Source organism: Mesorhizobium sp. M7A.F.Ca.CA.002.15.2.1, from assembly GCF_003998715.1.
Lineage (GTDB): Bacteria > Pseudomonadota > Alphaproteobacteria > Rhizobiales > Rhizobiaceae > Mesorhizobium > Mesorhizobium ciceri.
The window spans coordinates 1-3,195 of record NZ_RZPI01000635.1 but is presented as its reverse complement, the minus strand read 5'-3'; the positions used below and the strand labels follow the sequence as shown (position 1 = coordinate 3,195).

Sequence of the window (3,195 nt, the reverse complement as noted above, 5' to 3'; positions counted from 1 at the left end):
GACAATACTTGTGCGGAAATCCGCACAAGTATTGTCCGCGCGACCTCTGACAAAGGCGGAAATCCGCGATTCCGGCCTTTCCCCGATCTGGCACGACGCTTGCAAAACTGTTTTCAGCGGCGTGCGACCGGAGCGCCGCGATGGGAGAAGTCACGCAGGCGATCCGTTTTCGCCCATCCGGCCAGGGAGAGTTCGATGCACATCGCAGACCAATCAGGCGCGCTTGCCGCGCAGCGCAAACCTTTCTATGCCCAACTCTACGTGCAGGTGCTCGTCGCGATCACCGTCGGCATCCTGCTCGGCCATTTCTATCCGTCGGTCGGCGAGAGCATGAAGCCGCTCGGCGACGCCTTCATCAAGCTGGTCAAGATGATCATCGCCCCGGTCATCTTCCTGACCGTGACAACGGGCATTGCCGGCATGAGCGACCTGCAGAAGGTCGGGCGTGTTGCCGGCAAGGCGATGCTCTATTTCCTCACCTTTTCGACGTTGGCGCTGATCATCGGCCTTGTCGTCGCCAATGTCGTGCAGCCGGGCGCCGGCTTCAACATCGACCCGGCGACGCTCGACGCCTCGACCGTCAACACCTACGCCGCCAAGGCGCACGATCAGTCGGTCACCGGGTTCCTGATGAACATCATCCCGTCGACCATCGTCGGCGCCTTCGCCGACGGCGACATCCTGCAGGTGCTGTTCTTCTCGGTGCTGTTCGGCATCGCGCTGGCGCTGGTCGGCGACAAGGGCATGCCCGTGCTCAACTTCCTGCAGGCACTGACGACGCCGATCTTCAAGCTGGTCAGCGTGCTGATGAAGGCCGCCCCCATCGGTGCCTTCGGCGCCATGGCCTTCACCATCGGCAAATACGGCATCGGCGCGGTCATCAATCTCGCCATGCTGGTCGGCACCTTTTACGTGACGTCGTTCCTGTTCGTGTTCATCGTGCTGGGTGCGGTCTGCCGCTACAACGGCTTCTCCATCCTGTCGCTGATCCGCTACATCAAGGAAGAGCTGCTTTTGGTGCTGGGCACCTCCTCGTCGGAGGCCGCCCTGCCCTCGCTGATGGAAAAGATGGAGAAGGCCGGCGCCAAGCGCTCGGTGGTCGGCCTGGTCATCCCGACCGGCTATTCCTTCAACCTCGACGGCACCAACATCTACATGACCTTGGCGGCGCTGTTCATCGCACAGGCGACCAACATCCACCTGTCGATGGGTGACCAGATCCTGCTGCTGCTGGTGGCCATGCTCTCGTCCAAGGGTGCCGCCGGCATCACCGGAGCGGGCTTCATCACCCTTGCCGCCACGCTGTCGGTGGTTCCGGCGGTGCCGGTCGCCGGTATGGCGCTGATCCTCGGCGTCGACCGCTTCATGTCGGAATGCCGGGCGCTGACCAACTTCGTTGGCAATGCCGTCGCCACGCTGGTGGTGGCGCGCTGGGAAGGCGAACTCGACGAGGCCAAGCTGGCGAGGGCGCTGGCGGGCACGGCTGATGACAGCCTGCCGGCGGATGTCGTCCCCGCCGAGTAACCACGTGTGGCTTATGCGTAAAAGGCCGGAGGCATGCTGCCTGCGGCCTTTGTCATGCAGTCGCACGTCAGACGGTGCCGATCTTGCTCAGTGGTGTGTCCGGATATGTGCTTGGGCCGACAGGCATGCGGGCTGCCAAAGTGCCCTCGTCGTCGAACAGCACAAGGCTGGCGGCGCCGACGAGCCCGGCATGGCGGCCGAGCTGTGCTGGAACGACCGGTACGTCGCGATAGGCGCGCATGGCCCGCTGCCTGATGGTTGCCTCGATGGTCGGCGCCATCAGGTCGAGCCCATTGGCGATGCCGCCGCCGACGACCAGCACATCGGGCGAATAGAGATGTAACAGGTTGGTGAAGCCGACGCCCAGCCAGCGGGCTTCCTCGTCCAGCAAGGCCGAGGCAAGATCGTCGCGCAGCCGTGCCGCCTCGACGACATGGCGGCCGGTCCCCTCCGCATCCGCTGACAGGCGCCGCAAGGCCGAGCCGTCGCCGGCGGCCGTGGCGGCGGTGGCGCGGCGGCCGAGCGCGGTTCCCGAAGCGATGGCCTCGAAGCAGCCGATAACGCCGCACACGCAACGCTCGCCCTCATTGGTGATGGTCATGTGACCGATCTCGGCGGCAAGGCCACGGCGGCCATGCAGGATGCGCCCATCGACGACGACACCGCCGCCGATGCCGGTCGACACCGTGACAAAGACCAGCGAGCGAGCGCCATGGCCGGCGCCGAAGCGCCATTCGCCGAGCGCCGCGGCATTGGCGTCGTTCTCCAGACGGACCGGCAGGCCGAGCCGCCGCTCGAGGATGTCGGCAAGCGGCACATCCAGCCAGCCGGTGAGTGTCGGCGGGCCGACGGCGATGCCGGCCAGCGGATCAAGCGGTCCCGGCGCACCGACACCGACGCCGACGACCGACAGTGCCGGGGCTTCGGCATGGACGGTCGCCGCCAGCGCCTCGATCTGGCCGATCACCACGTCTGGACCGGCCTGCGCCTGCGTCGGCACCGCTGCGAATGCCAGGATCTTGCCCTCACGGTCGACCAGGGCGGCGCGAAGCTCCGTCCCGCCAAGATCGATCGCAAGGGCGGCTTCCGTTGTCATGCCGCGACCTTCAAGCCGTGCAGCCAGCCGATGCGGCCGGCGAGGTCCTTGTCACCGAAGGCGAGCGAACCGAGAACCACGGTTTCGGCCCCGGCGGCACGCAGCAACGGCACGGTCTCGTGGCGGATGCCGCCGTCGGCCGCCAGAACCACTTGCGCCTCGCGGCCGGCCTTTCTCAGGATGGCGCGGGTAGCGCCCAGCCTGTCGCAGGCCTTGTCCGACAGGCTCTGTCCCTTGACGCCGATTGCGGTTCCAAGAAGCGTTACGAAGGCGACTTCCGGGACGAAGGCCGTCACCGCTTCCACAGGCGTCTCCAGCCTGAGCACGACGCCCGCCTCGGCGCCGAGCTCCCGCGCCAGCCGCACGGCGCGCAATCCCGCTTCGCCATTCTCGGCATGGACGCTGATCATGTCGGCGCCGGCTTCGATGAACTGGCGCGTCTGCGCCTCGACGATTGCTTCATCGACCATCAGGTGGACATGGATGGGCTTGGCCGTCAGCCCGGCGATGCGGGCAACGAGGTCGGGGAAGAACAGGAAGGACGGGGCGAAATGACCGTCCGCCACATCGATATC

3 protein-coding genes are annotated in these 3,195 nt (G+C 66.2%); 1 reads left to right on the top strand and 2 read right to left on the bottom strand.

What is annotated here, in order from left to right:
• The first annotated feature begins 195 nt into the window (after positions 1 to 195).
• A complete protein-coding gene (locus ENZ74_RS26600) occupies positions 196 to 1,524 on the top strand; it encodes a dicarboxylate/amino acid:cation symporter (RefSeq protein WP_063167594.1) in 1,329 nt (442 codons plus the stop codon).
• A 67-nt stretch (positions 1,525 to 1,591) separates the two neighbouring features.
• Here the strand turns inward: ENZ74_RS26600 and ENZ74_RS26595 are convergent, their stop codons facing one another.
• Positions 1,592 to 2,620: an ROK family protein gene (locus tag ENZ74_RS26595; protein ID WP_127313097.1), complete on the bottom strand. Its 1,029-nt coding sequence runs from the start codon at positions 2,618 to 2,620 to the stop codon at positions 1,592 to 1,594.
• Positions 2,617 to 3,195, bottom strand: a 579-nt coding sequence (locus ENZ74_RS26590) for a D-allulose-6-phosphate 3-epimerase (RefSeq protein ID WP_127313096.1), incomplete at its 5' end; no start/stop codon positions are given. The genes ENZ74_RS26590 and ENZ74_RS26595, both read right to left, overlap by 4 nt.

Bases quoted from the DNA above. Each gene is read 5' to 3' on its own strand.
- ENZ74_RS26595 (WP_127313097.1), bottom strand. From the start codon at position 2,620: ATGACAACGGAAGCCGCCCTTGCGATCGATCTTGGCGGGACGGAGCTT.
- ENZ74_RS26600 (WP_063167594.1), top strand. From the start codon at position 196: ATGCACATCGCAGACCAATCAGGCGCGCTTGCCGCGCAGCGCAAACCT.